33 protein-coding genes, 1 other RNA gene, 1 pseudogene and 1 other annotated feature are annotated in these 25584 nt (G+C 50.7%); of the genes and pseudogenes, 6 read left to right on the forward strand and 29 right to left on the reverse strand.

Annotated elements, in window-relative coordinates:
• Window positions 1–41 precede the first annotated feature (41 nt).
• The 16 genes from LJ046_RS08830 to LJ046_RS08905 form a co-directional block, all read right to left on the reverse strand.
• Window positions 42–791, reverse strand: coding sequence for an acyl-[acyl-carrier-protein] thioesterase (locus tag LJ046_RS08830; protein WP_002876546.1), 750 nt, complete (start codon window positions 789–791; stop codon window positions 42–44).
• On the reverse strand, window positions 788–1651 hold the full coding sequence (rsmI, locus tag LJ046_RS08835) for a 16S rRNA (cytidine(1402)-2'-O)-methyltransferase (RefSeq protein ID WP_002876545.1): 864 nt from the start codon (window positions 1649–1651) through the stop codon (window positions 788–790). The genes LJ046_RS08830 and rsmI overlap by 4 nt, the downstream gene beginning before the upstream one ends.
• On the reverse strand, window positions 1651–1983 hold the full coding sequence (gene yabA, locus LJ046_RS08840) for a DNA replication initiation control protein YabA (RefSeq protein WP_002876544.1): 333 nt from the start codon (window positions 1981–1983) through the stop codon (window positions 1651–1653). The genes rsmI and yabA overlap by 1 nt, the downstream gene beginning before the upstream one ends.
• Before the next feature lie 14 nt (window positions 1984–1997).
• Window positions 1998–2870, reverse strand: a complete 873-nt coding sequence (locus tag LJ046_RS08845; protein ID WP_002876543.1) for a DNA polymerase III delta subunit-related protein — start codon at window positions 2868–2870, stop codon at window positions 1998–2000.
• The gene (locus LJ046_RS08850; RefSeq protein ID WP_002876541.1) at window positions 2870–3196 is read right to left on the reverse strand and encodes a cyclic di-AMP receptor DarA; all 327 of its coding nucleotides are present in this window, start codon (window positions 3194–3196) and stop codon (window positions 2870–2872) included. Before LJ046_RS08850 ends, LJ046_RS08845 begins: the two co-directional genes overlap by 1 nt.
• 11 nt (window positions 3197–3207) lie before the next feature.
• Window positions 3208–3846, reverse strand: coding sequence for a dTMP kinase (gene tmk, locus LJ046_RS08855; RefSeq protein WP_002876540.1), 639 nt, complete (start codon window positions 3844–3846; stop codon window positions 3208–3210).
• 129 nt (window positions 3847–3975) lie between these two features.
• Window positions 3976–4212, reverse strand: a complete 237-nt coding sequence (locus LJ046_RS08860) for a YaaL family protein (protein WP_002876539.1) — start codon at window positions 4210–4212, stop codon at window positions 3976–3978.
• A 1-nt stretch (window position 4213) separates the two neighbouring features.
• The gene (gene recR / locus LJ046_RS08865) at window positions 4214–4813 is read right to left on the reverse strand and encodes a recombination mediator RecR (RefSeq protein ID WP_002876538.1); all 600 of its coding nucleotides are present in this window, start codon (window positions 4811–4813) and stop codon (window positions 4214–4216) included.
• Window position 4814: 1 nt separating this feature from the next.
• Window positions 4815–5144 (reverse strand): YbaB/EbfC family nucleoid-associated protein, encoded by a 330-nt coding sequence (locus LJ046_RS08870; RefSeq protein WP_002876537.1) that lies wholly within the window; start codon window positions 5142–5144, stop codon window positions 4815–4817.
• Between the two features lie 71 nt (window positions 5145–5215).
• A complete protein-coding gene (gene dnaX / locus LJ046_RS08875) occupies window positions 5216–7039 on the reverse strand; it encodes a DNA polymerase III subunit gamma/tau (RefSeq protein WP_002876536.1) in 1824 nt (607 codons plus the stop codon).
• A 53-nt stretch (window positions 7040–7092) separates the two neighbouring features.
• An RNA gene (gene ffs / locus LJ046_RS08880) (signal recognition particle sRNA small type) lies at window positions 7093–7189 on the reverse strand.
• Between the two features lie 9 nt (window positions 7190–7198).
• Complete coding sequence (gene tadA / locus LJ046_RS08885; RefSeq protein WP_002876535.1) at window positions 7199–7708, reverse strand: tRNA adenosine(34) deaminase TadA; 510 nt, start codon at window positions 7706–7708, stop codon at window positions 7199–7201.
• On the reverse strand, window positions 7708–8310 hold the full coding sequence (locus LJ046_RS08890; protein WP_002876534.1) for a class I SAM-dependent methyltransferase: 603 nt from the start codon (window positions 8308–8310) through the stop codon (window positions 7708–7710). Before LJ046_RS08890 ends, tadA begins: the two co-directional genes overlap by 1 nt.
• 1 nt (window position 8311) lies before the next feature.
• The gene (pyrR, locus tag LJ046_RS08895; RefSeq protein WP_002876533.1) at window positions 8312–8842 is read right to left on the reverse strand and encodes a bifunctional pyr operon transcriptional regulator/uracil phosphoribosyltransferase PyrR; all 531 of its coding nucleotides are present in this window, start codon (window positions 8840–8842) and stop codon (window positions 8312–8314) included.
• Between the two features lie 90 nt (window positions 8843–8932).
• A complete protein-coding gene (locus tag LJ046_RS08900; protein ID WP_002876530.1) occupies window positions 8933–11800 on the reverse strand; it encodes a hypothetical protein in 2868 nt (955 codons plus the stop codon).
• A 57-nt stretch (window positions 11801–11857) separates the two neighbouring features.
• The gene (locus tag LJ046_RS08905; RefSeq protein ID WP_002876529.1) at window positions 11858–12136 is read right to left on the reverse strand and encodes a hypothetical protein; all 279 of its coding nucleotides are present in this window, start codon (window positions 12134–12136) and stop codon (window positions 11858–11860) included.
• A 271-nt stretch (window positions 12137–12407) separates the two neighbouring features.
• Here LJ046_RS08905 and LJ046_RS08910 point away from each other — a divergent pair, with 271 nt between their 5' ends.
• Window positions 12408–12587 (forward strand): hypothetical protein, encoded by a 180-nt coding sequence (locus LJ046_RS08910; protein WP_002876528.1) that lies wholly within the window; start codon window positions 12408–12410, stop codon window positions 12585–12587.
• 33 nt (window positions 12588–12620) lie between these two features.
• Window positions 12621–12956, forward strand: coding sequence for an SLAP domain-containing protein (locus tag LJ046_RS08915; protein WP_002876527.1), 336 nt, complete (start codon window positions 12621–12623; stop codon window positions 12954–12956).
• Between the two features lie 317 nt (window positions 12957–13273).
• Here LJ046_RS08915 and LJ046_RS10070 read toward each other — a convergent pair whose 3' ends face one another.
• Window positions 13274–13465: a hypothetical protein gene (locus LJ046_RS10070; RefSeq protein WP_035176373.1), complete on the reverse strand. Its 192-nt coding sequence runs from the start codon at window positions 13463–13465 to the stop codon at window positions 13274–13276.
• Between LJ046_RS10070 and LJ046_RS08920 the strand changes: the two genes are divergently transcribed.
• Entirely contained in the window at window positions 13464–14411 is a 948-nt protein-coding gene (locus LJ046_RS08920; RefSeq protein WP_002876521.1) for a glycoside hydrolase family 3 N-terminal domain-containing protein, read from the forward strand. The genes LJ046_RS10070 and LJ046_RS08920 overlap by 2 nt on opposite strands.
• 129 nt (window positions 14412–14540) lie before the next feature.
• Here the strand turns inward: LJ046_RS08920 and LJ046_RS08925 are convergent, their stop codons facing one another.
• From LJ046_RS08925 to LJ046_RS08940, 4 genes and pseudogenes are all read right to left on the reverse strand, one after another.
• Entirely contained in the window at window positions 14541–15659 is a 1119-nt protein-coding gene (locus tag LJ046_RS08925; protein ID WP_002876519.1) for a serine hydrolase domain-containing protein, read from the reverse strand.
• A 121-nt stretch (window positions 15660–15780) separates the two neighbouring features.
• A complete protein-coding gene (locus LJ046_RS08930) occupies window positions 15781–16902 on the reverse strand; it encodes a serine hydrolase domain-containing protein (protein ID WP_002876518.1) in 1122 nt (373 codons plus the stop codon).
• A 157-nt stretch (window positions 16903–17059) separates the two neighbouring features.
• A complete protein-coding gene (locus LJ046_RS08935) occupies window positions 17060–17332 on the reverse strand; it encodes an HU family DNA-binding protein (protein ID WP_002876514.1) in 273 nt (90 codons plus the stop codon).
• Between the two features lie 222 nt (window positions 17333–17554).
• A pseudogene (locus LJ046_RS08940) lies at window positions 17555–17942 on the reverse strand (RpiB/LacA/LacB family sugar-phosphate isomerase).
• A 212-nt stretch (window positions 17943–18154) separates the two neighbouring features.
• On the opposite strand from LJ046_RS08940, the gene LJ046_RS08945 reads away from it, so the two are divergent.
• The gene (locus tag LJ046_RS08945; RefSeq protein WP_002876511.1) at window positions 18155–18637 is read left to right on the forward strand and encodes an FMN-binding protein; all 483 of its coding nucleotides are present in this window, start codon (window positions 18155–18157) and stop codon (window positions 18635–18637) included.
• A 253-nt stretch (window positions 18638–18890) separates the two neighbouring features.
• On the opposite strand, the gene rplL is transcribed toward LJ046_RS08945, so the two are convergent.
• Both rplL and rplJ read right to left on the reverse strand, forming a co-directional pair.
• The gene (gene rplL / locus LJ046_RS08950) at window positions 18891–19256 is read right to left on the reverse strand and encodes a 50S ribosomal protein L7/L12 (RefSeq protein ID WP_002876509.1); all 366 of its coding nucleotides are present in this window, start codon (window positions 19254–19256) and stop codon (window positions 18891–18893) included.
• Window positions 19257–19308: 52 nt separating this feature from the next.
• The gene (rplJ, locus tag LJ046_RS08955) at window positions 19309–19818 is read right to left on the reverse strand and encodes a 50S ribosomal protein L10 (protein WP_002876508.1); all 510 of its coding nucleotides are present in this window, start codon (window positions 19816–19818) and stop codon (window positions 19309–19311) included.
• Between the two features lie 33 nt (window positions 19819–19851).
• Window positions 19852–19981: a sequence feature (ribosomal protein L10 leader region), on the reverse strand.
• Window positions 19982–20078: 97 nt separating this feature from the next.
• Between rplJ and LJ046_RS08960 the strand changes: the two genes are divergently transcribed.
• Both LJ046_RS08960 and LJ046_RS08965 read left to right on the forward strand, forming a co-directional pair.
• Window positions 20079–20480, forward strand: coding sequence for a hypothetical protein (locus tag LJ046_RS08960; protein ID WP_002876507.1), 402 nt, complete (start codon window positions 20079–20081; stop codon window positions 20478–20480).
• A gap of 224 nt (window positions 20481–20704) precedes the next feature.
• The gene (locus LJ046_RS08965; protein WP_002876506.1) at window positions 20705–21955 is read left to right on the forward strand and encodes an ammonium transporter; all 1251 of its coding nucleotides are present in this window, start codon (window positions 20705–20707) and stop codon (window positions 21953–21955) included.
• Between the two features lie 95 nt (window positions 21956–22050).
• On the opposite strand, the gene LJ046_RS08970 is transcribed toward LJ046_RS08965, so the two are convergent.
• The 6 genes from LJ046_RS08970 to rpmG all read right to left on the reverse strand — a co-directional run bounded on the left by LJ046_RS08970 (window position 22051) and on the right by rpmG (window position 25537).
• On the reverse strand, window positions 22051–23055 hold the full coding sequence (locus LJ046_RS08970) for a glycosyltransferase family 2 protein (protein ID WP_002876505.1): 1005 nt from the start codon (window positions 23053–23055) through the stop codon (window positions 22051–22053).
• A 162-nt stretch (window positions 23056–23217) separates the two neighbouring features.
• Window positions 23218–23913, reverse strand: a complete 696-nt coding sequence (gene rplA / locus LJ046_RS08975; RefSeq protein ID WP_002876503.1) for a 50S ribosomal protein L1 — start codon at window positions 23911–23913, stop codon at window positions 23218–23220.
• An 83-nt stretch (window positions 23914–23996) separates the two neighbouring features.
• On the reverse strand, window positions 23997–24422 hold the full coding sequence (gene rplK, locus LJ046_RS08980) for a 50S ribosomal protein L11 (protein WP_002876501.1): 426 nt from the start codon (window positions 24420–24422) through the stop codon (window positions 23997–23999).
• A 142-nt stretch (window positions 24423–24564) separates the two neighbouring features.
• Entirely contained in the window at window positions 24565–25119 is a 555-nt protein-coding gene (gene nusG, locus LJ046_RS08985) for a transcription termination/antitermination protein NusG (protein ID WP_002876498.1), read from the reverse strand.
• Between the two features lie 91 nt (window positions 25120–25210).
• Entirely contained in the window at window positions 25211–25381 is a 171-nt protein-coding gene (gene secE, locus LJ046_RS08990; protein ID WP_002876496.1) for a preprotein translocase subunit SecE, read from the reverse strand.
• Between the two features lie 6 nt (window positions 25382–25387).
• A complete protein-coding gene (rpmG, locus tag LJ046_RS08995) occupies window positions 25388–25537 on the reverse strand; it encodes a 50S ribosomal protein L33 (protein ID WP_002876495.1) in 150 nt (49 codons plus the stop codon).
• Between the last annotated feature and the right edge of the window lie 47 nt (window positions 25538–25584).

Genomic DNA, 25584 nt, shown 5'->3' on the forward strand with positions numbered 1-25584 from the left:
AAGACTGTCCTCCTAAAAATGGCTTAACAAAAACAACTGAATCAGTCTCTATTAAAGCACATTTTTTGCCAGTTTACCTCACAAAGTGCCATAAGTTCACCTTGCCGGGTAATGGCGTGGCAGGTCTTGACAGCGCTGTCTTCCGTTTCCTGCATAACCTGGCAGGCAACCTCATCGCCGTATTCAATTTCCTTCTCAAACTTGATGGCCAGGTCTTTCGGCTCATGGCTGTTGATGAAGTCCCGGGGAAGGCTGTCGACGATCCAGTCCAGGTAGTGGGCGTTGTTGACGTGGTGGTTGGAGTCCAGGTCATAGTAGTAGGCCCGGTAGACCTTCTCGTCTTTGTAATCGTCTTTTGGCCGCAATTTCTTAAAGCGGGGCATTTTAGCCAAAAGGGGTGCTCCCAATTCCTCAGCGATTTTATCATCGCTGGGCAAAAGCTTCCGGCTCTTTAAATCAAACAAAACCCACTGGCTGTGGGCAATTACCAGGTCTTTGCCTGCTTCGTCCTCAATGCCGAAGTCCCGGTAGGACAAAAAGCGGTTGTAGCCAACCGCTTCAGTCCAGACCCTAACCTTTTGCCCGGCCCGGGGAAGGCTAGTAAATTCAAACTCGTACTGAGTGACTACCCAGCCCCTCCCTCGCTCTTTCATGGCGCTAGCCCCGCCTAAAGTTGGCGCCAGCTGCCTTTCAGAGCTTTCCATCATCAGGTCGATCATTCTGGGCAATTTCAGCTGGCCGCTTTCCCCGCAGTCAGCGTATTCCAGCTGGTAATCCTTGTAGTATCTCATTTTGCCCCCTCCTGGTGGTAGCAGTCATAGAGTTCGTTTTTGGAAACGCCCTGGCTCTTGGCCACCTGCTTGATGGCATCCTTTTTAGAAACGCCTTGGGCAACTTGCTCTTTGACCAGCTTGACGAGGTCAGCCCAGTCCAGGGGCTTTTCTTCCGTGTTTGGCGACACCAAAACGACGAACTCGCCCCGGGGGTCGACTTCTTTAAAGTGCTGGATGACTTCTTCCAGGCTGCCGCGGATGAATTCTTCATGAATCTTGGTCAGTTCTCTGGCACAGACGACCTGCCGGCCGCCTGGCAAAACTTCCAACATTTGCTCTAAAGTCTTCAATAGCCGGTGGGGTGCCTCATAAAAGATCGAGGTAGCTCTTGAAGCATTGATTTCTTCTAAAAAAGGCCGCTGCTGGCTGGCCTTGCGGGGCAAAAAGCCGTAGTAGGTAAAGGGCTGCCCGTCAAAGCCGGAAGCGATCAAGGCCGTGGCAAAAGCCGACGGGCCCGGCAGGGGAACGACTGGAACATTGCTTTTGATGCATTCCTGGACCAAAATATAGCCGGGATCAGAAATCACCGGCATGCCAGCATCGCTGATCTCAGCGATTGTCGCCCCCTCCTGCATCAACTTGACCAGTTCCGGCGCCTTTTCTTTAGAGTTGAACTTGTGAAAGGCAACCATCTTGTTGTGAATGCCCAGCCGGTCCAGCATGATCCCGCTGGTTCTGGTATCTTCAGCGGCAATGTAGTCAGCCTCTTCCAGAATCCGCTTGGCCCGGATCGTAATGTCTTCCAGGTTGCCGATCGGGGTAGGCACCAAGTAGAGCTTGCCCTGCTGGTCATTCGCGTAGCTGTGTTGCGTTTGCATTATTTGTGCACCGCCTTCTTTCCAAAATTATCCAAAATATCCAGGCAAAACATGCAGTCCGCGCTGGGATCTCGGTGGGTTCCGTAGTACATGTTGCAAATATGGTAGCCAGACTGGTAGATCTGCTTGAGCATGGCCATCCCGCTCTGGCTCTTGCCTTCGTGTTCTTTAACCGTCAATTTGTCCAGCTTCTCGCGCAAAAGCTGGTTTTCAACCTTGAGCTCGGTATTTTCCTTCAAGCTCTCCAGCATCTCCTGCTGCAGGGAGTCCATGCTTTTGAGCATGCGCTCCATCTGCTGCTGCAGCTGCTGCAATTTAGTATATGGGTCCACTTTCCTTACCGCCTTTACTGCTGCCACTTTAAGGCCAAATAGTCCAAATTGTTCAAAAAGCCGACATTACTCTGCCGCATCTGGTCAACCCGCATGAGGTCCGCCAAAAAGTTGGCCGCTTCCTGGTAGTCACCCTTCTCCAGGTCCTTTTCGCCCCACTTCTTGAGCAAAATCCAGACATACTTCTCCCAAGCCTTGGTCCCCTGCTTTTGCTTTTTAACCAGGTCCGCCAGCTGGTGGGCGGACACGATAGCCAAAGAGTCATGCTCGCGGAGCTCCTGGTAAAAATATTTTACCGCCTGGTCGACTTCCTGGCTGCTTTTCACCTGGTCAACTTCTTCCTGGTTCATCCCGTTGGCCAAAAGGAGCCTGTCCTTGCTAGAAGCAGCTTGCTGGCCGAAATTGATGATCTGAGTTCTGGACTTGATCGTCGGCAGAATCTGCCCGCCGTTATTGGCAATCAAGAAGGTGACTACCGGCGCCGCTGGCTCTTCCAGCAGGTTGAGCATGGCGTTTGCAGCCGGCAGGCTCAATTTCTGGGCATGGTTGATCACGAAGTAGCGCCGGTCGACTTCCAGAGGGCTCTTGGCTAATTCCTGCTTAAGCGGCCGGATCTGGTCAATCGCGATCGACTGCTTGTTTTCTTCCGTGTCGATCAAAAAGACGTCCGGGTGGTTGCCGGCCAGAATCCGCCGGCAGGCCGGGCAGGTCCCGTCCGGCTTCTTTTCGCCCGTGCAGTTCACGTAGCAGATCAGCCAGTAGGCCGTGTTTAAGGCTTCTGCCTCATCACTTGACAAGAGCAGGTAGGCATGCGACAGCTGACCCCGGTCCTGGGCTTGCTTGAGCTGCCGGGATTCAGAAGCGCCAATTTGCTTTAAATCCAGCATTAAAAGTGTAGGAACTGGTCAACCGGCAAGACAAAGACCGTCGCGCCGCCGACCGTGATGTTGACCGGTTCAATCGGCTGCTCGAAGGAAATGCCCGGGTGAATGCCAGGGTTGATTGTTTCTTCTCTGGTTTGGGAATGCTCTTCGATCAGCTTCAAAACGCCGTCAACGTCTTCATCTTCCACCCCAATCAAGAAGGTGGTGTTGCCTTCGCGCAAAAAGCCGCCCGTTGACGCCAATTTAGTGGCGCCGACATTGTTGTCAACAAAAGCCGCCTGCAGGCGCTTGGCGTCTTCAGACTGGACAATGGCAATGATCAGTTTCATCTTGATCCCCCCTAAAACAATTCTGGAAATGTGCTTTTCACCAGTTTAACACTTGCAGCCACAACTTGCGGTAAATCTTGACTCGCGTCAACCACTTTTACCCGGTTCGGATGAGCCTGGTTGACCTTTTGGTAGCCCCGATAGACCTCTTCATGGAAGGCCAGCTTCTCTTGTTCCAGCCGGTCTTCGCTGCCTGACCGGACCTTGGCGATTCTGGCCAGGCCCTGGGCCGGGTCTAAATCCAAAAAGATGGTCAGATCCGGCTCCAAGTGGCCGGTAGCGAAAGCGTTGATCTGGGCTACTTCATCAATTCCCAGTCCCCGCCCCTGGCCCTGGTAGGCCAAAGAAGAGTCGACAAAGCGGTCAGAGATGACCAGGTCCCCCCGCTTTAAAGCCGGATTGATGATCTCGCTGACATGCTGGGACCGGCTGGCCGCGTAGAGCAGGGCCTCGGTCTTGGCATTCATTTCCGTATTGGCCGGGTCCAGGATGATGTCGCGGATTTTTTCCGCAATTTTTGACCCGCCTGGCTCCCGCGTTACTAAAATTTCCCGCTTGCACTGGCCCTGGATGGCCTTGACGACTTCATTGATCACTGTCGTTTTGCCGGCGCCGTCGGGACCTTCAAAAGTGATAAAGTAACCTTGCATTTGAGCTTGCCTCCTATCTATCTATTTTACAGAACTAAGACTAGTATTTACAGACTTATCTTCCCACTAAATCTAGTAGGTAAAAATCGTAAAAAAATAATCCCCCGAAACCGGGAGATTATCAGTTTTTTATTGGGAAATGGCGTTGGTCACGCCGGTGTAAGAAGCATGGCGGTAGCGTGCCTCATCGTACAAAAAGGCATACTCAGCTCTTAAAATCTTGTCCGCCACGATATTGTCATCGGACATGTCCAAGGTCATGTTGTCTAAGCCATTGCTAAGGCTGATTTCCTGCTGCAGCTTTTCTACCAAAGCCATCAACTTCTCATCTTCTGCTTGCTTGATTTTGTCGCTGTGCTTACTCATGCTATAGCTCCGTTCTACCTTGAACTGCCCGCTTCAAAGTGATCAAGTTGGCATACTCAATGTCTGAACCGACCGCCAGGCCCGCGGCCAGCCGGGTAACCTTGAGGCCGGCCGGCTTGATCAAGCGGGAAATGTACATGGCCGTTGACTCCCCTTCCGGGGTGGAATTAAGGGCCAGGATGACTTCTTTGGCAGCATCATTTTTCTGCAGGCGGACGATCAAGGACTTGATGTTGATCTGCTCCGGCCCGATCCCGTCCATCGGGGACAAGACCCCGTGCAGGACATGGTAGAGGCCGTCATATTCGCCCATATTTTCAAAGGCCATCACGTCCTTGGCTTCCTCAACCACCATAATGGTTGACCGGTCCCGGGCTGGATTGCTGCAGATGGCGCAAGGGTCTTGTTCGGTGATGTTGCCGCAGACCGAGCACTGGCGCAGCTTTTCCTTAACGTCGACCAGAGCCTGGGCGAATTCGTCCACGTCTTCTTTAGGCATGTCCATGGCGTAAAAGGCCAGGCGGGTCGCCGTCTTTTCACCGATGCCCGGCAGTTTCATGAAGGAATCGATCAAGCGGGCAATTGGCAATGGGTATTGCAAATTACATCAGGCCTTTCGTGTACTTGCCCAGGCTCTGCTGGGTTGCCTGGTCGATCTGCTTCAAGCCCTTGTTAACAGCGTCGATAACCAGGTCTTCCAGCATGTCCGGGTCATCCGGATCAATGGCTTCCGGCTTGATGAACAAGCTCTTTAAAGTCCGGTCGCCGGTAAAAGTGGCCACTACCATGTCGTCAGCTGCCTTGCCGGTGAATTCCTGGGTCGTGATGTTTTCCTGTTCCTGGGCCATTTGCTCCTGCAGCTTCTTGGCTTGCTTCATCATCTGCTGCATGTTCATGCCGCCCATTCCTGGGAAAGCTGGTCTCTTGCTCATGAAAAAATCTCCTTTTACTACTTCGTTTTTATCTGCTTAATTTTAACGCGAAAAAAGTTTTTTGGCGAATATTAGTCCTTAACCTGGGCCAAAGGGCCGAAAAGCTCTTCTGCCTTGGTCACGATCGCATCATCTGCCGCTTCTTCCGGCGGCGCCTGGTCCGGCAAAGGCGGCTCAGGAGCTGCTTCTTCTGCCGGCTGGGCTTCTGCTGGCTGGGCCTTGGCCCGGAGCTGACTGGCATGTTCTTTAATGAATTCCTGGCGGATCTTTGGCCAGGCCTTTTCGTCAACGATGGCGATGGTCCAGCTCTCCTTGGTCAATTGATCCAGGTCAGCTTTGAGAGTTGCTAAAAATTCCTGAGGATTTGTGGCCAGCTGCCAGGCCCGGGACTGGCTGGACAAAAGAACTGCCCGGTCGCTGGCCGCGATCGGCTGCAGGAAGCCCAAGACCGTCTTGGCCGGCTCTTCCAGCATGCTTGGCAAGTCGCGGTCCCAAAGGTTGCGGGCCTCAGCTAAGCCGGACTTGGTGGCCTGGCTTAAGACCGCGTAGATCTCTTCCTGGCTGCTGGTGATTTCAGCCTGCAGGCTTTCGGCTTGCTGCTGCTTTTCCGCCGCCTGCTGGGCCACTTCGGTTGCCCCGCCCTTTTGCGTGTACAGCTGCTGGTTGAGCTGGAAGACATGGCGGGGGCTGAAGGCCTGGCTTGGCCGCTGACTCAGCTGCTGAACCTGCTGGGTCAGCTGGTGGACTTGTTCTTTCAAGGCCTTAATCTGCCGCTCTATGGCCGGGTTGCTGGCCGCGGAAGCAACTTGCGGGCCTGCCTGGCTGTTTTGTCGCTTCTGGCTGGCCTGGACTAAAAAGACTTCCAAGGGAATCTGCTGCTGGTTGGTAAAGCGGAGACTGCCCAAGGCGTCATTAGCCTGGTCAATGATCTGGCTGAAGCGGTCCGGGCTTTGCCGGGCAATTTCCTGGACAAAGTCATCCGTCAGGAATTCCCCCTGCCCTGTTTTGGTAAAAAGCATGGCCTGGACGGTCAAGCTGATAATTTCATTTAAGATGTTTTGGGCGCTGGCCCCGTCCTGGATGGCAGACTTGGCTAAATCCAGGGCCGTCTGGCTGTCCCCGTTTAAGAGGGCCAAAAGGAGCTTTTCCACTTGCTCCTGGGCGGCGAAGCCGGTGACTTCCAGGGCGTCCTCGTAGCGGACACTGCTTTTTTCAAAAGAAAGGAGCTGGTCCAAAATGCTCAAGGCATCCCGCATCCCCCCGTCAGCGACTTGCGCGATGACCTTTAAGGCCTTGTCCTCATATTCGACCCCTTCCTGGCCCAGGATGTATTCCATCCGCTGGACCATGGCCTCATTTGAGAAGCGCTTGAAGTTGTAGCGCTGGGTTCTGGAAATGATGGTGGCCGGCACCTTCTGCAGTTCAGTCGTCGCCAAAATAAAGACGACGCTGGCCGGCGGTTCTTCCAAAGTCTTTAAAAGGGCATTGAAGGCTGAAATCGACAGCATGTGGACTTCGTCGATGATGTAAACCTTGTACTTGCCTTCAGTTGGGGCGTAGTGAACCTTGTCTAAAAGGTCGCGGATTTCGTCAACGCTGTTGTTTGAGGCCGCGTCCATTTCAATGATGTCCGGCATTGCCCCCTGGTCGGCGGCCAGGCAGTTGCTGCACTCGTTGCAAGGTTCGCCCTCTTGCAGGTTTAAACAGTTCAAGGCCTTGGCAAAAATCTTGGCGCATGAGGTCTTCCCCGTCCCCCGCGGGCCGGCAAAAAGAAAGGCATGCGAGACCTTGCCCCGGATAAGTGAATTCTTGAGGGTATCGGTAATGGCTTCCTGCCCGACCACATCATCAAAGGTGCGCGGGCGCCATTTGCGATACAAAGCTTGATAAGCCATACATTCTCCCCGTAATGAAAAAGCTCCTAGCCCCGAAGAGCTAAGAGCCTGTTAATTGCTAAATAAAGGGCACATGTCCAAGCGACCTTAGTGCTGCTACCTTCCGGTCCTGACACGCTTCGGAGGTCGAACATTGCCCAATACATATTGTAACCTAAACTAATCCTTTTGGCAATTTTCCTGGGCTTTTTTTGCTAATTTTTGCTTGCGGCGGATTTCCCGGAAGAAATCTTTCAAAAGCAGGGCCCCTTGCTCCTTGTAAAGACCCCGGATGACCTTGGGATGGTGGTTGAATTTTTCCACGCTGAAGAGGTCGACCACGCTGCCGGCGGCGCCAGCTTTGGGGTCCATAGCCGCAAAGTAGACTTCCTTGATCCGGGAGTTGATAATGGCTCCGGCACACATGGCGCAAGGCTCCAGGGTGACAAACAGGCTGCAGTCGATCAGGCGCCAGGAGTCTAGCTTTTGGCAGGCTTCTTTAATAGCCAGAATTTCGGCATGGGCTGTCCCGTCTTCATCCAGCTCCCGCCGGTTGTAGCCCCGGCCGATAATCTGCCCGTCTGGCCCCACGACAACGGCCCCGATGGGAACCTCGTCTTGCCGGCGGGCCTTTTCTGCTTCCGCAAAGGCGGCCTCCATGTAGGTCTTTTTTTCTTCGCTTGAATACATTATTTCTTCACGCTCTTTAAAATGTAGTAGCCCTTGTCCCGGGTCAAGATTTCGCAGTTGCCCAGGCTGGCTGCCATCAGCTTCTTCGCGCTCGGTGCCCCCTGCTTTTTCTGGATGACGACCAGCAAAATCCCGCCATCAATTAAGTGGTCCTTAGCTTCTGACAAAATGCTGGACCAGATGGCTTTGCCGGCCCGGATCGGCGGATTGGTCACGATCATGGCATATTGGCCGGAAACTTCTTGATAGCGGTCTGAGGCAAAAATATTAACGTTGCCTGCACCGTTGGCCGCCGCGTTTCTTCTGGCCAGGTCCATGGCCCGTTCATTAACGTCAACCATGTCGACCTGGCGGCCGGGCCACTTTTTAGCGGCGAAAAGACCGATCGGGCCATAGCCGCAGCCGACATCCAGAATATTGCCGCCTGGCAGCTCCTGGTCCAGCATCTGCTCAATCAAGACCCCGCTGCCGTAGTCGACCCGGTTTTTGGAAAAAACGCCGGCGTCCGTGGTCAGGTTTAAGTTAATGCCATTAAGGTGGTAGTTGACATGGTGCTCATCATGGTCAACCGTGGGATTTTCAGTAAAGTATTGTTCAGCCATCTTATGCCTCGCTGATCTTTACGGCGTCAGTACCGTCGATTTCGCTGACCTGGACCTGGACGTCCTCGCTGGCCGCGGTTGGGATGTTCTTACCGATAAAGTCCGGCCGGATCGGCAGTTCCCGGTGGCCCCGGTCGATCAAGACCGCCAGAGCGATCTTGTCTGGCCGGCCCTGGTCCATGATGGCGTCAAGAGCTGCCCGGATGGTCCGGCCAGTGTAAAGGACGTCGTCAACCAGGATGACCGTCTTGCCAGTCAAGTCAAAGGAAGTGTCAAAGCTGGCAATGGCCTTGGCCTTTTCCTCCTGGCTGAGGTCGTCCCGGTAGGCGGAGATGTCTAAAGACAAGACTGGCAGCTGGCTGTCTTCAATCTTGGCCAGGCGATCACCGATTCTCTGGGCCAGGTACCAGCCCCGGGTCTTGATCCCGATTAAGACCAGGTTTTCCGTCCCCTGGTTTCTTTCCACGATTTCGTAGCTCATTCTGGTCAGAGCCCGGCGGATCCCCGCTTCATCCATGATTTGTTTGCTCATTTTTCTTCTCTCCGTATGGTAGTTTTTCCTATTCTATTGTTCTTTTCTGTTTCTATTTTTTATTCTGGTAAAAAAGCATCGCTAACCATTTTATAAGACTGGCCCGGATGTAGTCAAATTCCGCCAGTTCTTTTCATAAGCGCTGGCCACCAGGTCCAGGTACTTGTCATAGTCAAGCGAATGCAAAATTGCTTCCTGCTCTTCAGCTTGAAGTAAGTTGACGGCCCGGTTTTCCACGTGCATGAACCAGTCAGGTGACAGATTAGGAATTTTCTGGACCGTAGCCTCCCGGCCTTTTGCCAAGTTGCCCAGGCCGTTAGCCTTAAGGACGGACAGGGCTTCTTGGTCATGCTGAATCACGGCCTCCCCACTTTTCTTGCGCTTGTTCAGCATGGCCGGGGTCAGCTTTTTAGCCGCGGCGGAATAAAGGTGAACCGTCTTCGGCAGGCCGTCTTGATAGATAAAGACCCGGTTGTAGTGCTGCAAGATTAAGAACTGGCCGGCATCCCCCCGGCCGAAAATGCAGTTAGCCCGCTCCTTGCTGTGGTTGGCTGAGAGGACGTTTTGGAACATTCTGAGCCGGTGGGCCGGGTCTGGGAAGGCTTCCTCGGCTTCCGCCAGAATCTGCCGGCCCAGGTCCCGGTCAAAAGGCGCTGCCAGGTCTGTTCTTTTTTCCAGCAGGTAGCGGCTTAGGGCCCAGTCGATGATGGCCGGGTGGGCCAGGGACTTGGTCGGGCTGGTGTCCTTCCGGCAGGCCAGGCTGCCTGAGGCAGACAGGATCTTGGTCAAGTCCGGGCTGGCTTCCAGGCGGTTGTTGGAGTCTTTAGAAACCAGGTAGAGTTCTTCCGGGACGATTTCCACACCGATTTCAGCAGCTTCTTTAGCCAAGATCTTCCGGTTTAAGTCCGCGTCCAAAACTGAGTAAAGGCCATCAGTGTTGGTTGACACGATCCGGGCTCCGGCATAGGTCTGGGCCTGGCCGATCATATAAGTGAAGAGCTGTCCGATGATCCGCATGGACCGGATCCGGTTGTTCATTCTAATAGAGGACCGCACTTGCCCCTCTCTTGGGTCAGCAGCCCCGGTAGCTGAGTTTAAGATCAGCTTGGTCCCTTCTCTTTCAATGTTGAACATCCGCCGCTCTTCGTCGCTGTATTGGGGATCAGTCCGCTTTTTGTCCAATTCCTGCTTTCTTTCAAAGATCGCCGTATACCGGTCTTCACCTAAGCGGTCATTGTAAAAAGCATTCAAGCGCCGGAGCATGTTTGGATAGTAGGAAGTAAAGTCCTCGTGGTTGGTCAGGTCGCTTGAAGTAAAGGCATAGCGGTCATCCAGTCGGACCCGGCTCCCCTGCTTTTTGAAAACGGTTGGTTCATCTTGACTGAAGTCCCGCCAAAACTGCCCCCGGTCGGCCGGATCCGTCTGCTCCATCAGCTTGATCGTTGCTTTGGCAGTCAGAAAAGTCTGGTACTTTTCCACCCGGCCGTCTGGCAGGGTAACTTCCCTGGCCTTACGCAAGTCCAAAGGGTCTGGGTAAAGCTTTTGCACATAAGCCAGGTCAGCCTGCTTTTTCTCCCAAAGGGCATGGTCTTTTAAATAAAGGTCACGGTTATATTCTGACCCATGCAGGCCGCCGACAGAAAAAGTAATGTAGCAAGTCGATGGCTGGCCGTCCTTTTGGTAGTAGAAAAGATTGGTATCTTCGTTTTCGACATCACTTAAGTCGCTGACCGGCAGGGCCTGGTCGCCGTAATCTTCCCGGTATTCTTTCGAAGGATTGAAGTTCTTGCCGGCAAACTGCTTGTAGTAGTCATAAACCCGGTTGAACTCCTTGCGTAAGTTTTCGTCCTCAAAGAGCCTGTAGAAAAAGTCCCGGCTTTCTTCCAGGATGTCTCTCTGCTTTTCGCCCGTTTTTTCCGCCACGCTGGCCGCCGGGTACAAGAAGGAAACAGCCCGGTCGTCTTTTAAGCGGCCGTATGGGCAGATGGTCCGGCGGGCAAAATTAGCAGAAGAAGAATCGATGGTCAAGCGGTCTTTTCTGACAAAGGCCGGGCCGATTTTCGCCTGGTAGCTGTCCCCGTCTTCTTGGTAGATCAAGTCCGGGTACTGGCCCAAGAGGCCCTTTTTCAAAACAAACTGGCCCTGGTAGTAAGGATGGCAGAAAAGCTCCTTTAAATTGACCACGTCAGAAACGTTGTAGGCAATGAGATCTGCCAGTTCTTCAGGACTGGTCAAATAGTCCTGGCCAGGCTTTAATTTGTCACTTTCCAGAATCTGCCAGCCCAGCATCCCCAAAAGGCGCTTGAGGCCAACCCGTCTTTGCCGCTCATTGAGCTGGGCCACGTCGATATGGCGGCCGGACATCTGGAAGTTTTTGGCAACTAAACCCATAGTCTTGTCCTGCCAAAGGCGCAGGCGCATATTGCCGATATAGCGGCTGAAGAGCTCATCGTTAAAGTCCCGCATCTCCCTGGCCGTCACGGCTGAAAAGCGGTCCCGCTTGCCGCTTTCGCCAGGCTGCCAGGCTCTAGTAAAGTAGTAGGCCAGCATGGTCAAGTCGTAGTTGCTGGAATTGTAGCCCATCAGGTAGGGCGCTTCTTCTTCCTGGTAGCCGGCGTCAGTGTCGCAGACCGGGCGGAACTGGCCAGGGAAAGAGGACGGGGCTTGGGGATCATTGACGTATTGGGCATCTGAAACCCCAAAGGTCTGGGCCAGACGGGCGGAAGCTGCACTTGAGCAGAGATTGTAGTAGTAGATCTCCCCTTTAAAGTTCTGGTTCTTCTCCCGGATCCGCCGGGCAGCAGACTTCTTAAAGTCCAGGCTGTCTTTGTCATTTAAGGCCGGATCATCAACTAGGTAATAGATGTCAACCCGCTGGTCGTCTGGCCGGTAGCAGGACAAGGTAAAGGCGTTGGTCAAAGATTCGATATCGTAGAAATAAGAATTGAGTCGGCTCATTTTTTCCTCCAGTCGTTTACTTACATTTTAGCAAAAAGCAAGAAAAAAAGCGGGCCATCAGGTCCGCTCCCTTGTCCTGCCGTGCAGCTGCTCATAGCGCTCCAGCGACATTGAGGTTACATGATAATTCTTGCAATAAGGACACCGGTAAGCCCGAATCGGCATCTGCCGCCAGTGCTCATGGTTGATTTCACGCAGGTGAACGATCACCTCTTCCTGGTAAAGAAACAAGTCGGCATCAAACTTCGTCTTAAAGGCCCGCTTGCCGCTGGGACAAGCCAGCAGACGGCTGCGGCGGGCGCGCCGGTAAGCCTTACTGGCTTTGCTCTTCGTCATTGCCATGCCCCCTTACTTTCTTCAGAAGTAAAACAGCAGATCACTGATTCCTTATGTTAATATTCACTTTCTAGCTTGATTTTATCACCATTCGCCTGCCTGCTCAATTAATAGCCACTTTTTACCAAGATTTCAGTAAGCGCTCTATTGTTTTTTAATTAAATAAGGACGATAATAAACTTTCGACGACTCTGTCTACAAGAACGGTCTGCAAAACGCAAGCATTAATATCAGCGGTGATCCGTCATACTGCAATATCACTTTCGGTGACTTGCCAAGTTCAGCCTATGAGACGGTTACTGAAACTTCAGAAACAGCAAAGAAAGTCGTTAAGCGGACCGCGGCTGTTTACAACAGAAACGGCAATAAGACCATTAGCACATACAGCAGCTTAACCCGGGGCAGCGTCAAGTACTACAAGATCTCCAAGACCACTAACAAGTATGTTTAGTCTGCCGACGTCGACGGCCGCTACATCACGGTCATGCACAGTTCAGCCGTTTACAGCAAGAACTTGAAGAAGACCACTTCTTCTGTGGCTGAAGGCAAGAAGATCCTGACTTTTGGCCGGACGACGATAAAGAATAAGAAGTACTACCAAACTGGCTACAACTCCTTCATCTATGCTTCCAACGTTGACGGGACGACCCGGACCTTGAAGCAGACTTACGGCAGCGCCGTATCGATCAAGGGCAAGAAGTACTACATTATCGGTGTTGGCAAGTACGTGACCAAGTCTGACTTCAAGCAAAATGCAAACAAGTTGATCGCAGTAAGAAATGCAGGTCCTTTGCGGACCTGCATTTTAGTTTTTCTTTAGCTTTTCCACAGTCTTTTTTAGCAAGCAGTTCATCAAATAGCCACGCTTGCTGGTTATCCTTACAGTACAAGTTCAGAAGAACTTGCGACTAAGCAAAGGAGGCAAAAACTATGCTGAAACTGTTTACCAAATTACTCACGATTTCATTGGCCCTGTTTGCCTTTAACCGCTACAGATGGTCCCGCCGCCAACTGGCAGTAGTTCCTGCCCACCAGCGGCACAATTAAGAATTCGTGACTTCCCTTTTTTCCTTGAATTTGAATTCTATCTAATTGCTGGTCTACCGCTTTAGCCAGCATTACATTGCATTAAATTTCTTATTTTTTCACAACACACAAACCTCCATCTCGATGGCAAGAAGCCCTGGCAATCGCCAGGGCTTTTTTGCATATTTCTAACCCTTTTACCTTGCTTGCGGGTAAAAAAGAGCCAATAATATCATTTATAGAGACTTTGTAAAATCCACAAAATATCCATTTTGTCTTAACTTTAGAAAGCAGGTACATCATGTCTTCACTTAGTCAAAAACTGGCCAGCCTTTTCCTAATCAACAGCACTGGCGATTTTACTGAAAACCTCCGACTTTTGGAGCAGTACCAGCCAGCCGGCCTCCTACTCTTTGCCAAAGACCTGGCGGGCCTAAGCGAAAAGGCTGTTAAAGAGCGGCTGGCGATTTACCGGCAGGCCCGGCCAGGTTTGCTGCTCGCCATTGACCAGGAAGGCGGCTTAGTCAGCCGCTTGTCCACCCTTTACCCAAACCGGTCTTACCCCAGCCAGGCTGAACTTTTGAAAAAGGGGGCTGACTTTTTCTTAGCAGAAAACCAAAAGACGGCCCTGGAATTAAAAGATTTAGGCATCAACTTGAACTTTGCTCCGGTGGCTGATCTTTCGCTTGATCCGGCCAGTTTCATCTACAGCCGGACCCTGCAAGCAGGAGCTGAGGAAACCGGTCCGGCAATCGCGGCCTTTATCAAGCTCTACCGGCAGCTGGGAGTCGCCTCCTGCGCCAAGCATTTTCCTGGCTACGGGGATGCCGGCGACACCCACCAGGCTCCGGCTAAAGACCTTAGAAGCCTTAAGGAAGCCCAGCTGGATCTTTTACCTTTTAAAGCTGCGATCGCGGCGGGCGTGCCGACTATCATGGTGGCTCACTTGGAAGTTGCCTGCTATAGCCCTGGCCCTGCTTCCCTCTCCCCGGAAATCTACCGCCTGCTCAAGGAGGACCTTCATTATTTCGGCGTGGCCATCACCGACGACTTAGCTATGGCGGCGGCGCGAGAGAGCAGCTGCCCGGAACTTTTGGCCCTAAAGGCCGGAGCCGACCTCCTTTTAGGCGGCAAATTGGAAAACTTGCCAATTTTGGAAGCAGCCGCAGAGAGCGGTGAATTACCAAAAGAGCGGATCAAAGACGCCCTGGTCCGGGTCCAGACCCTGCAGGACGATTATTCCCTTTAAGCTTTTAAAAAGCTCTGTAACATTTCAGAATTAACCAGCAATTAACGACAAAAAAGGCAGATCCGGAGATCTGCCTTTTTATCTTGCAATTTATTGTCTATTTCTTACTTTGTTTCTTTGTTACTTTGCTTACTTCTTAGAGAAAGTAGCAAACCTAATCTTTTTCAAGATCTGGTAGCCAACATCCTTGACCTTGTCTTCACCAAAGCTGCGCTGGTTGAGAAGCAAGATAATCCCGTTCTTGTTGTCAGCTGTCAGCTGGAAGTAAGCAGCATAGTGGGCGCTGCCAATTGCCCCGTAGGCCAGCTTGACCTTTTCCCCCTTCTTGAGGTAAACCCCGCCGCTATATTGGTTGATCTTGCTCTTGAGGTGGGTCAGCTTGTGAAAGGCGCTCGGCGACAGGAACTGCCCTGTCCCCAAAGCTTCTTGGATAAGATAGTAGTCGCTGGCTGTCGTCAGCATGTTCCCGGCCCCAACCAGCTGAGACAACCGTGTCTTTTCCAAAGTTGCCGCCTGCTGGTAGTTCTTGCCATGCTTATAGGCGTAAGATACAGCCAGCATCTTATTCTTAGGCAGCTGGCTGCTTACATAAGTTGACTTGAGGCCCAGCCGCTGGACCACCCGCTTCTTAAAGTTCCAGGCGTATGACTTATGGCTCACCTTCTTGATGATGCCTGCCAGCAAAACATAATTGACGTCGCTGTAGTGGTAGCTCCCCACCTTGTCCTGCGGCAATTGGTTGGCCCGGCTCACAATCCAGTTTACTGCCTGGTCTTCACTGTAGTTGATATGGCGGTCGGCTTCGACTTCCGGAATCTGCAAGCCTGAAGTGTGGGAAAGCAAGTTGCCCACGCTGATTTTCTTGGCATTCCGCAAGGCCGGGTACCAGCGGGAGATCTTCGTGTTTTGGCTAAAAGCACTTGAACTCCCCTTCTTTTCTTCCATCAGCTGCATGATCATGGCCCCGGTTACTTCCTTTTGCATGGAAGCGGCCGGGTAGACGACCTGGCTGGCCCCGTTCTTGACCTTCTGCTTAGCATTAGCCAAGCCGTAGTTAACGACCTGGACATGCCCGTTTTGCACTATAGCCACGCTGCCGGTCACATGCTTCTTCTTAAAAAGCTTCTCGACAAAAACATGCATATCGGCCGCCGTTACCAGATCAGGGGCGGTTTCTTCTGGCCAAAACGCCAAAGCGGCCACTAAGACAAGCAGGGCAACGATTAATTTCTTACCTTTTTTGAACAAGTCTGCTTTTCCCTCCTAGAATACATATAAACATTATAAGTCCTTTTCCAGGGAAAAGGGAAAAGTTATTATAAATTTAAAGAATTAAAAAAATACTCACTAATTCAAAAAAAAATACTCACTAATTCAAACTGAAGGTTCCCGGCTGGATCTTCTGCAATAGGCCGAAGGCCAGGCCCTTGAGCTGCTGTTCAGTCTGGCTGCGCTCATTGACGAACATGATGATCCCGTTTCTGTTGTCCGCCGTCAGCTGGACGTAATTCCCGTAGTGCTCATCCCCAATCGCGCCAAAGGCAGACTTGACCTTGCCGCCCCGCTTCATGTACATGCCGCCGCTATAGGTGGTCTTTCTGGCCTTGAGGTGGGTCAAGTATTTAAAGTCGCTTTGGTTCAAAATTGCCCCGTTCTGCAAGGCCAGCATGATCTCATAATATTCAATTGGCGTTGTGCACATATTGCCAGCACCTGGGATCTGGGAAGCCACGGACTTAGGCAGAGAAACCGGTCTTTGGTACTTTCTCTGCCAAAGATAAGCGTAGGATACCGCCTGGCTCCGGGTCCAAGGGATGTCATGTCTGAGGCTGGTGTTGGTTAAACCCAGCGGCTGGACGATCCGGTGCTTAAAGTTGTAGGCGTAGGAGTGGCCGGTCAATTTGCGGATGATGCCGACCAGCAAGATGTAGTTAGTGTCGCTGTAGTTGAAGCTGCCAATCTGGTACTGCCAGCTGCCGTTGATCTTCTGGGTCACCCAGTTGATGGCCTTATCTTCCGACAGATTCTGGTTGCTTTCTGAGCCAACCTCCCGGTAGCCGCTAGTGTGAGTCAAGAGGTTGCCGACCGTCACGTAGCGGGCATTCTTCAGCTTGGGGTACCAGCGGGAGATCTTGGTGTACTGGCTGAATTGCTGCTTGGTATGATTCTTTTCGTTCATAATCTGTACCAGCATGGCTCCGGTTACCACCTTTTGCAGAGAAGCAGCTGGATAAGTCACGTTATAAGACCCGTTCTTCATCCGCCGGCCAAACCAGGCATAGCCGTAGTTGACGGTCTTGACGCTGCCGTTTTGGACTAAAAGAACTGACCCGGCCAGATGGTTGTCCCTCATTACCCGGTTGACGTCGCTTTTGGTCGCTTCCGCCTTGACCGTAGCTGGCGCCAAAGCTGGAAGCAGGAGGCTGGCAGCTAAAGCCAGCTTGCCGGCAGTTTTCGCGGATTTTTTCAAAAAGAAATCTTTAAAATTCAATTTGCTCTTCTCTTTCTCATCATAAGTATAACTACGAATTATGTTAGCCCTAATGTTTATTAAAAACAAGGGAAGCTGTGTTACGTTTTAATTACAGGATTTTTCCGCAAAAAAAGACCACCGGAATCAACCGATGGTCATTTAGAAGTGGTCAAGCTTACTTAACGGCATCCTTCAGGGCCTTGCCTGGCTTGAAGGCTGGAACCTTGCTTGCAGGGATTTCGATTTCAGCGCCAGTTTGCGGGTTGCGGCCCTTCCGAGCAGCGCGTTCACGAACTTCAAAAGTCCCAAAGCCGATCAATTGTACCTTTTCGCCCTTAGCAAGTGCTTCTTCGATTGATGCAAACAAAGCGTCAACGATTTGAGCAGATTCCTTCTTGCTGAATTCAGTCTTTTCACTTACAACTGAGACAAGTTCAGTCTTGTTCATCTTGTTTCCTCATCTTTCTATTAAAAGGCTCAGCAATATGCCGAAGCTTAGTCATATGCTTAATTATAGCAAAACTTTGCCGCTGCAACAGCCTTTCTGTGAAATAGATGAGGGAAAATACTAAAATTACAAAAGTCTTTTAGTAGAGTCCACCTATTTCACTGGCACGCAGTGCTTGTCGTTGATCGCCTTGACTTTGTCCACCCGCCGGCGGTACTTTTCTTACATAAAAGGATCCGTGTTCAGCCAGGTCTTGACGATTTCGCCGGCCATCATGTCCCCGATAATCTTGGCGCCTAAACAAAAGACGTTGGAGTCAGTGTGCTGGCGGACAAGCTTGGCACAGAAAGGATCTTGGCAGACCGCGGCGTAAATACCGTTAATCTTGTTGGCGATCAAGGCGCTGCCGTAACCAACCCCGTCAACGAAAATGCCCCGGTCACATTCGCCCTTGGCCACAGCCAGACTGGCTGGGTAGACAGAGTCTGACAGGTCGCTCTTCATTGCCGGCCCCGAAGTCAACGACTTCATAGCCTTCTTCTTCCAGGTAGGCCTTGATTTCGTTCTTCAAGCGCGTACCCGCGTGGTCGTTTGCCATTGCAATCTTCATGTTTATGCCTTCTTCTATTTCAATTTTTTAAAAAACTTCTTTCGCCTCTGTTCTACCATCTCCAAAGAAAGGGGAAAGTTATGAGCAAATTTTAGCCTTTCTTAAATAAGTTCATGCACTTTAGTCAATTTCTTGCCATACTTGCTTCTAATTATCCAGATAGAATTTCTTGTAATATCAAGGAAAGTATTTTATGGCAAGGGGGGACTACCATGTCTACCAAAAAAGTTATCACGGGTGTACTCGCCGTTGGAACAACCATTGATATTGCCATCGACGGCTATCTCTTATTTTTAAAAGCTGACCAAGCCAGCTCGACTGCATCTACAGCTTCATCCAGCACAAGCACTGCAACTTCCAGTTCTGCGTCATCTTCAAGCTCATCTGCAAGTTTATCCACGTCCAGCGGATTAAAAGACGGGACTTACAGCGGCAAATCCGTCAGCACCCAGTGGGGCGATGTCCAAGTCCAGATCAAGGTCAGCGGGGGAAAAATCACCGCGGTTAATGTCTTAAAGTACCCTTCAGACAACGACCACTCCCAGCAGATCAACGACCAGGCCCTGCCTGTCTATAAAAAAGAGGCCGTCGAGGCCCAGAGTGCCGACATCCAGCAGGTTTCCGGGGCCACCGTCACTTACGAGGGCTTCACCCAGTCCCTGCAAAACGCCATCACCCAGGCTAAAGAAAGCTAGTGGCCATTATGACTGTAACCTGCCTTAGCCAGACAGTGGCAGCCATGACCATTTCTTTCACTGTTTCTGTTGCTGTTCAAGGAGAGGCATCCCCGGACTTGACCCAGGCTTTTACAGACGCCTGTAGAAAAATTTTGCGTTAGAGGCCTAAAGGCCTTTTTTTGGGCAAAAAGTTAAAAAAGCCAAACAAAAACGCGCCTGTGGATATCCACAAACGCGTTCTTCGTTAATAATTAATGCCCGAAGGTCGTAATTATTTAAGGGTAACAGTTGCGCCAACTTCTTCAAGCTTAGCCTTAAGTTCGTTAGCTTCGTCTTCTGACAAGCCTTCCTTAAGAACAACTGGAGCACCGTCAACAGTCTTTTTAGCGTCCAGCAAGCTTGCGCCAGTAACTTCCTTAACGATCTTGATAACCTTAACCTTTTCAGTACCTGCTGAAGTCAATTCAACGTCGAAGCTTGACTTAGCTTCTTCAGCACCACCAGCGGCACCAGCAGCAGCTACAGGAGCAGCAGCAGTAACACCGAATTCTTCTTCGATAGCGTGTACAAGGTCGTTCAATTCAAGAATTGAAGCACCCTTCAATTGTTCAATGATGTTAGCAGTATCCAAAGCCATTGTAATATCCTCCGAAAATATGGAATTTAATATCTAGTTTAAAATGACCAGACTATTCAGCTGATTCTTCCTTTGATTCAGCGACAGCCTTAACAACGTATGCAAAGTTGCGTACAGGTGCTTGCAATACAGAAAGAAGCATTGAAAGCAGACCTTCGCGACCTGGAATTGCAGCCAGTTCTTCGACTTGTTCCTTGGTAGCAACTTGACCTTCAAGTGCACCACCCTTAATTTCAACAACGTCGAACTTCTTAGCGTAGTCAGCAGCGATCCGGGCAGGTGCAGTAACATTGTCTTCATCATCAGTGTAGATCACAGCTGATGGGCCAACGAATACTGGTGCCAAATCTTCCAAGCCGGCTTGAGCAGCAGCGCGGCGAAGGTAAGTGTTCTTGACAACCTTCATCTTGGCGTTGCTTTCACGCAATTCTGCACGGAACGCAGTAACTTGGTCAACAGTCAAGCCAAGGTAGTTGATAACTACGATGGACTTAGCTGACTTAAGTTCTTCTGCAAATTCCTCAACGAATTTAGCCTTAGCAGCGATAGTAGCTTGACTCAAAATTATTCACCTCCATAAAATTTTGTAAAATTCTACAAGGCCTAAAAAACCCCATGCCAAGAAAGACATGGAGAGTTTAATAATCTTCATTATCTTCTGGCCTCGGTGGGATTGTATTGAGGCTTTACGCCACCCACGTCTTAGGTTAGAAATTTACTTTACCTAGATTACCATCTGAAACAAGATCTGTCAAACCTTTTTCGCCACTTTTTGCAAAAATCTGCTAAAATTTACTGTAATGACTTTTAGGAGGTGCAATTTTGAAGAGTAAACTGATCGACATTTTCTACTTCTTCTTAGCCGGCATTTCCGGCACCCTGGCCGTCTTCAGCATGTTCAAGGACCATTCCGCCGCTAGCATCGCCATGGACGTCTTATTCCTCATCATCAGCGCCTACTTCATTGTCCGCGGCTTCCTGGACATCGAATCTGAAAACAAGAAGCTGAGCAAGAACTGGCAGATCCTCTCCTGGATCGCCTGGTGCCTGCTCCTCTTGGGCGTCATCTTGACCTTGACCGGCTACAAGCTGGGCATCAACGGTCTGGGCTGGGGCGGCTTCGTCCTCTTCCTGCTCTGCTCTTTCAGCGTGCCTGAACAAGCAAACGACAAGAACTTCCACGTCAAGCGCCGGGACGAGACCGGTTTTGACGACAAAAATTAAGTCCGTTTTTTAGTATTTTTTAACAAAATAATTCAGCAAACGCTTGCAGCCTGCCTTTTGAAAAAGCAGGCCCTTTTTTTACCCATTTTTCCCAACTTTTCCAGGCAATTTCTTCTCTTTCTAAATTGGTCTAGAGTTTTACAAAATGAGCCTGCATGGTATAACTAAGAACATAAATCTGAGCAAATAATTGGTATAGAGATAGAAGCAGAAGGGAAATAAGGATGAACATAGCCAACACCGTTTTCTTAATTATCGCCGCCGTCCTGGTCTTAATGATGACCCCGGGCCTGGCCTTTTTCTACGGGGGTCTGGTCTCCAAGAAAAACGTGGTCAACACCATGCTCTCGGTCTTTATCATCTGCGCTTTAGCCATCGTCTTATTCGTGGCCTTTGGCTATGAGCTTTGCTTCAACGGCAATGTCGCTGGAATTTTTGGCAGAGTCCAGCACATCTTCCTCTCCGGCAGTGACTTAACTAAGGTCGTTTTAAAAGAGCAGGGAATTACCGCCGCCAGCTACCTGCTTTTTGAAATGATGTTTGCCATCATCACCCCTGCCCTCTTCGTTGGGGCCACGGTGGGCCGGATGCGGTTCAACTTTCTATTGGTCTTCGTCTTCTTCTGGTCAGTGTTGGTCTACTACCCCCTGGTCCACATGGTCTGGGGGACTGGCGGACTCTTAGCCGGCTGGGGGATCCTGGACTTTGCCGGCGGCACGGTCGTTCACATCAACTCCGGGATCACCGCCCTGGTCTTATCCATCTTCTTAGGGCCCCGCTACCAAAAGCAGACCCGGCCCTACAGCCTGCCCTGGGTCCTCTTGGGGACAGCCATCCTCTGGCTAGGTTGGTACGGCTTTAACGCCGGCAGTGCCTTCGGCATGAACCAAACGGCCTTGACGGCCTGTTTGACCAGTACGGTTGCGGCAGCGGCCTCTATGATGACCTGGCTTTTGCTGGAAGAAGCCTTTAGCGGCAAAGCCAGCCTAGACGGGATCTGCACCGGTACCCTCTGCGGCTTAGTCGGCATCACGCCAGGGGCTGGCTATGAAACCTGTGCTGGAGCCCTCTTCACCGGTATCCTCTGCAGTTTGGCCAGCTACTTCTTTATCAGCCAGGTTAAAGGACGGCTTAGCTTTGACGACCCCCTGGATGCCTTTGGCTGCCATGGCATTTCCGGTATCGTTGGCTCTTTAACCGTCGGCCTCTTTGCCAGTCAAAAAGTTGACCCGAGGATTTCCACTAGCGGCCTTTTCTACGGAGGCAGCTGGGAACTCTTAGGCAAGCAGGCAGCCGGCACCCTCTTCACCATCGTCTTTACTCTCTTGATGGTCAGCTTAATTACAGCCGTCTTGAAGCGCTTCGTCAACATGCGAGTTTCCGCCCGTGATGAAGAAGTCGGCCTGGACCTCAGCGAGCACGGCGAATTCGCCGACTGCCAGATCAGCGCAAGCCAGGCCATCTTCGGCAAGTAGCAGCATTTTTTCTCAACATCCTATTCATCAAATCAAAAAGCTTTGGCCTTCTTGCCAAAGCTTTTTTGTCGAATATTGTATCTTTTTCCCCTGCCCTAATTAAACGAATACAACCGCTGCAGGATCAAGTAGGCCCCGCTGACCATCTGCCTCATGGGCAGGACGTCCCGGGAGACAAAATGGCCCACCAGGCGGCGTTTAAAGGACTTGTAGGTCTCCAGGTCATAAGTCTTCAGGAACTGCCAGAGCTCGTCCTTTTTGGCAATATACTCCTTCTTCTTGCCCCGGATCAAGATGACGCTAGTCACGCCTGTAACGGCTTCTAAGAAGTATTTCATGTATTTGGCGTAAGGCGCCCGCTTGTTGACCTGGGAGGCGTAGAAGACGATCAGCTGCTTATTGATCAAGATTTGCTGGTCAATCTTCTTCAGCATCACCTTTTCATTGACTGACTGGTCATCTCTGCCGATAAAGTAGTGGTAGAGGTTGACCGGCAGGTAGCGCATGGTCTGCACCTGCACCATCGGCTCAAAGACAAAGATATTATCGTCATAAGACACCTTGGTCGGCAGGGTTACCTTGGCCCGGTCCAGGACTTTCCGGTTGTAGATGACGGAGTGGAGCATGAAGTACTGGCCCATCCGCAGCTTGACCTCATCCCAAGAGAAGGTCCGCCCGACCGGCAGATGCGGGAACTTGATCACCCGCTGGCGGCCGGCAGCTGGCTTGTCATAAACATAGTTGACCAAAAAGAGGTCGACCTCTGGATTACTTTCCAGGTAATCCAGCACCTCTTTGTAGGCCTCCTGGTCCAGCCAGTCGTCGCTGTCGACGATCTTGACGTACTTGCCCTTGGCCAGTCTCAGGCCATTGTTGATGGCCCCGCCGTGGCCGGCATTTTCCTGGTGGACAACTTCCAGGTCCAAGTTTAAATTCTTAGCTTGGTAGTCATCCAGCATCCGGGCGGTTTCATCAGTTGACCCGTCGTCAACCAAGATGATTTGCACCCGGTCACCGCCGGGCAAAAGGGAGTCGACGCAGCGGTTCAAGTATTCAGCTGAGTTATAGCAGGGAACGATGAGAGTTAGTATTTTTTCCACCTTGATACACTTCTTTCAGTTCGCTATTTGTCTCTACTAGTATAACAAGATTTTTTAAAAGAAAGCCTTTTCCAAGGCCAAAAAATTCTTAAGGTAAAATTAGGGCAAAGAAAAACTCCCCGCCAAAAGGCGAGGAGCTTAATTTGCTTAACTTAGGGAAAATTAGGACATCAAAGCGATTGGGTCCAACTTGATCCCAGGGCCAAAGGTTGCGGCAACTGCGCAGCTCTTGATGTATTGACCCTTAGCTGAAGCTGGCTTTGCACGCAGGATAGCGTTTTGCAAAGCGCGGAAGTTTTCAATCAATTGTTCTTCAGTGAATGAAACCTTGCCGATAGCAGCGTGGATTGAAGCTTGACGGTCGACACGGTATTCTACTTGACCAGCCTTAACATTTTGAACGGCCTTGGCAGTGTCCATAGTAACAGTACCAGTCTTAGGGTTTGGCATCAAGCCCTTAGGCCCAAGCACACGACCCAAACGACCAACCTTAGCCATCATCATTGGAGTAGCGATGACAACGTCGAAGTCCAGGTAACCGTTTTGAACCTTTTCTACCAGGTCGTCTGCGCCGACTTCGTCAGCACCGGCAGCCTTGGCTGCTTCAGCTTGTGGGCCTTCAGCAAATACGATAACCTTAACAGACTTACCAGTACCGTTTGGCAAAACGATTGAGCCACGGATTTGTTGGTCAGCTTGCTTAGGGTCAACGCTCAAGTTGTAAGATACTTCTACGGAAGCGTCAAAGTTAGCGTATGAAGTTTCCTTAACCAGCTTGATAGCGTCTTCTACTGAGTACAACTTGTTGCTGTCAACCTTCTTGGCAGCTTCTACGTATTTCTTACCATGCTTTGGCATGAAAAATCCTCCTTGTATGTGTGGTCAAACGAGCTTTCCTTTTGCTCTCCCACCTGACTTGTTAATTGGTAAAAATTAACAAATTAGTCCTTCACTTCGATACCCATACTTCTAGCGGTACCTTCAACCATGCGCATAGCAGCTTCGATTGAGGCAGCGTTAAGGTCCTTCATCTTAGTTTCAGCGATTTCCTTAACTTGAGCAGTGGTTACTGAACCAACCTTGTTCTTGTTAGGTTCGCCTGAAGCCTTTTGAATGCCAGCAGCTTGCTTCAACAAGACTGGTGCTGGAGGAGTCTTAGTTACGAAGTCGAATGAACGGTCTTCGTAAACAGTGATGACTACAGGGATGATCATGCCCTTTTGGTCAGCAGTACGAGCATTGAAGTCCTTAGTAAAGCCAACAATGTTGATACCTGCTTGACCCAAAGCAGGACCTACTGGAGGTGCAGGGGTTGCAGCGCCAGCTGGAATTTGTAACTTAACAACGTTAATAACTTTCTTTGCCACGGTCAAAACCTCCTTGATTCCGTGATGCGGTTAAAATGGAGAGTTTCCGGACTCTCCTCCCACAATAATAAAGTACGTTTAATAATAAAGTACATTTAATATAGTACTCTGAAAACCGGCAGAATGCAAGACTTTTTTATGTTTAGTCTTCCATTTTCTTGACTTGGTCAAAGCCCAGTTCAGCCGTGATAGCGTGGCCAAACATGTCGATGGTCAAGAAGAGCTTTTGCTTGTCGTCCTGGATTTCAGCGATCTTGCCAACCATGCCGTTGAAGGCACCTGCAGTGATCATGACGCTTTCGCCAACTTCGTAGTCGTAGTCAACCTTTTCAGTTGCTTCGCCTTCTTGCATCTGCAGGATGGCTCTGACTTCTTCCTCGTAAAGCGGGGAAGGCTTGGAACCACCGCCGTGGCTGCCAACGAAACCAGTAACGTTAGGAGTGTTCCGGACAACAAACCAGCTTTCGTCAGTCATGACCATTTCAACCAAAACGTAACCAGGGAAGACCTTTTCGTTAACTTCTTCCTTCTTGCCGCGCACGTCTTCGATCTTTGGTTCTTGCGGAACGACAACCCGGAAGATGTAGTCCTGCATCCCCAGTGACTGGGCTCGGGACAGCAAGTCGGATCTAACCTTGTCCTCAAAACCAGAGTAAGTGTGCAGGACGTACCATTGCTTCTTGGCGGATTCTACCATAATTTCTTTAATCTCCTTTTTGGCAAACAAAAAAACCTCGCTAAAGAGGTTTTCCTTGAAACTAGCATGATTATAACATACTTTGTCGCTCTTACAGAACTAATTGAATCAATTTTGCAAAGGCCCAATCCAAAGCACCCAAGAAAATCGCGTAAAACAGAGAAGTTACGACCACGTTTGCCGTGTCGCGCCGGTTTTCCTTAGCACTTGGCCAATGAACCAGTTTCATTTCCTGACCAACGCTCTTAAAAAACTTAATCATCCCTGTCTACCTCGTCTCCTTGTGCAAAGTCTTCTTGCCGCAGTGCTTGCAGAACTTGTTCAGTTCCAAGCGCTTGGTGCGGTTGCTGTTTGCAGTGATTGAGTAGTTCCGTGACCCGCAAACGCTGCAGGCCAAAGCTGCTTTCTTTACTGCCATAATATTCACCTTCAAACTTCATTTGATTTTAGCAAAAATCCGCCCTA

The sequence above is a fragment of the Lactobacillus delbrueckii subsp. jakobsenii ZN7a-9 = DSM 26046 genome (genome assembly GCF_001888925.1).
In the GTDB taxonomy this organism is placed as follows: domain Bacteria; phylum Bacillota; class Bacilli; order Lactobacillales; family Lactobacillaceae; genus Lactobacillus; species Lactobacillus delbrueckii.

Bases quoted from the DNA above. Each gene is read 5' to 3' on its own strand.
- secE (WP_002876496.1), bottom strand. From the start codon at position 25,381: ATGATTAAGTTTTTTAAGAGCGTTGGTCAGGAAATGAAACTGGTTCAT.
- LJ046_RS08870 (WP_002876537.1), bottom strand. From the start codon at position 5,144: ATGAGCAAGAGACCAGCTTTCCCAGGAATGGGCGGCATGAACATGCAG.
- rplA (WP_002876503.1), bottom strand. From the start codon at position 23,913: ATGCCAAAGCATGGTAAGAAATACGTAGAAGCTGCCAAGAAGGTTGAC.
- tmk (WP_002876540.1), bottom strand. From the start codon at position 3,846: ATGCAAGGTTACTTTATCACTTTTGAAGGTCCCGACGGCGCCGGCAAA.
- LJ046_RS08830 (WP_002876546.1), bottom strand. From the start codon at position 791: ATGAGATACTACAAGGATTACCAGCTGGAATACGCTGACTGCGGGGAA.
- pyrR (WP_002876533.1), bottom strand. From the start codon at position 8,842: ATGAGCAAACAAATCATGGATGAAGCGGGGATCCGCCGGGCTCTGACC.
- LJ046_RS08850 (WP_002876541.1), bottom strand. From the start codon at position 3,196: ATGAAACTGATCATTGCCATTGTCCAGTCTGAAGACGCCAAGCGCCTG.
- LJ046_RS10070 (WP_035176373.1), bottom strand. From the start codon at position 13,465: ATGATGTACCTGCTTTCTAAAGTTAAGACAAAATGGATATTTTGTGGA.
- dnaX (WP_002876536.1), bottom strand. From the start codon at position 7,039: ATGGCTTATCAAGCTTTGTATCGCAAATGGCGCCCGCGCACCTTTGAT.
- LJ046_RS08915 (WP_002876527.1), top strand. From the start codon at position 12,621: ATGCACAGTTCAGCCGTTTACAGCAAGAACTTGAAGAAGACCACTTCT.
- LJ046_RS08900 (WP_002876530.1), bottom strand. From the start codon at position 11,800: ATGAGCCGACTCAATTCTTATTTCTACGATATCGAATCTTTGACCAAC.
- rpmG (WP_002876495.1), bottom strand. From the start codon at position 25,537: ATGGCAGTAAAGAAAGCAGCTTTGGCCTGCAGCGTTTGCGGGTCACGG.
- LJ046_RS08905 (WP_002876529.1), bottom strand. From the start codon at position 12,136: ATGACGAAGAGCAAAGCCAGTAAGGCTTACCGGCGCGCCCGCCGCAGC.
- rsmI (WP_002876545.1), bottom strand. From the start codon at position 1,651: ATGCAAACGCAACACAGCTACGCGAATGACCAGCAGGGCAAGCTCTAC.
- nusG (WP_002876498.1), bottom strand. From the start codon at position 25,119: ATGGTAGAATCCGCCAAGAAGCAATGGTACGTCCTGCACACTTACTCT.
- LJ046_RS08920 (WP_002876521.1), top strand. From the start codon at position 13,464: ATGTCTTCACTTAGTCAAAAACTGGCCAGCCTTTTCCTAATCAACAGC.
- LJ046_RS08860 (WP_002876539.1), bottom strand. From the start codon at position 4,212: ATGAGTAAGCACAGCGACAAAATCAAGCAAGCAGAAGATGAGAAGTTG.
- LJ046_RS08945 (WP_002876511.1), top strand. From the start codon at position 18,155: ATGTCTACCAAAAAAGTTATCACGGGTGTACTCGCCGTTGGAACAACC.
- LJ046_RS08845 (WP_002876543.1), bottom strand. From the start codon at position 2,870: ATGCTGGATTTAAAGCAAATTGGCGCTTCTGAATCCCGGCAGCTCAAG.
- tadA (WP_002876535.1), bottom strand. From the start codon at position 7,708: ATGTATTCAAGCGAAGAAAAAAAGACCTACATGGAGGCCGCCTTTGCG.
- rplL (WP_002876509.1), bottom strand. From the start codon at position 19,256: ATGGCTTTGGATACTGCTAACATCATTGAACAATTGAAGGGTGCTTCA.
- LJ046_RS08965 (WP_002876506.1), top strand. From the start codon at position 20,705: ATGAACATAGCCAACACCGTTTTCTTAATTATCGCCGCCGTCCTGGTC.
- LJ046_RS08935 (WP_002876514.1), bottom strand. From the start codon at position 17,332: ATGAACAAGACTGAACTTGTCTCAGTTGTAAGTGAAAAGACTGAATTC.
- LJ046_RS08890 (WP_002876534.1), bottom strand. From the start codon at position 8,310: ATGGCTGAACAATACTTTACTGAAAATCCCACGGTTGACCATGATGAG.